The sequence below is a fragment of the Dyadobacter sp. OTU695 genome, from assembly GCF_038440355.1.
Classification (GTDB): Bacteria; Bacteroidota; Bacteroidia; order Cytophagales; family Spirosomataceae; genus Dyadobacter.
In genome coordinates, this window is the sequence record NZ_JASATN010000093.1 from 1 (window position 1) to 379 (window position 379).

Below are 379 nucleotides of genomic sequence, written 5' to 3' on the forward strand. Positions count from 1 at the left end.
GGCGCTTTTTACCAAATGTTAAAAATTTTCCTGTTGCCGTTTTCAACCTTTGCTTATTCATTTAAAGGTAAAAAGATGAGCAAAAAGATTGTATTGGTAACCGGAACAAATAGTGGTTTTGGCTGGCTTACCGCCCACAGCGTAGCCGCCGCGGGACACCAGGTATACGCCACCATGCGCGATACACAGGGCCGTAATGCCGATAAGGCGCAGGCCCTCGCGGCCCTGGAAAACGTGACCGTTTTGGATGTTACCCTGACCGACGAACAGAGCGTGAAGCAGGCCGTTGAAACCATTTTGGCCAAAGAAGGCACTATCGATGTACTGGTGAACAACGCCGGTTACGCAATGGGCGGGGTGGCAGAGAGCTTTACCACCG

At 51.2% G+C, this 379-nt stretch carries 1 protein-coding gene; it reads left to right on the plus strand.

Annotated elements, in window-relative coordinates; all coding sequences use genetic code 11:
- Positions 1-75 precede the first annotated feature (75 nt).
- On the plus strand, positions 76-379 hold a 304-nt coding region (locus tag AAHB90_RS32585; protein WP_342089506.1), incomplete at its 3' end, for an SDR family NAD(P)-dependent oxidoreductase.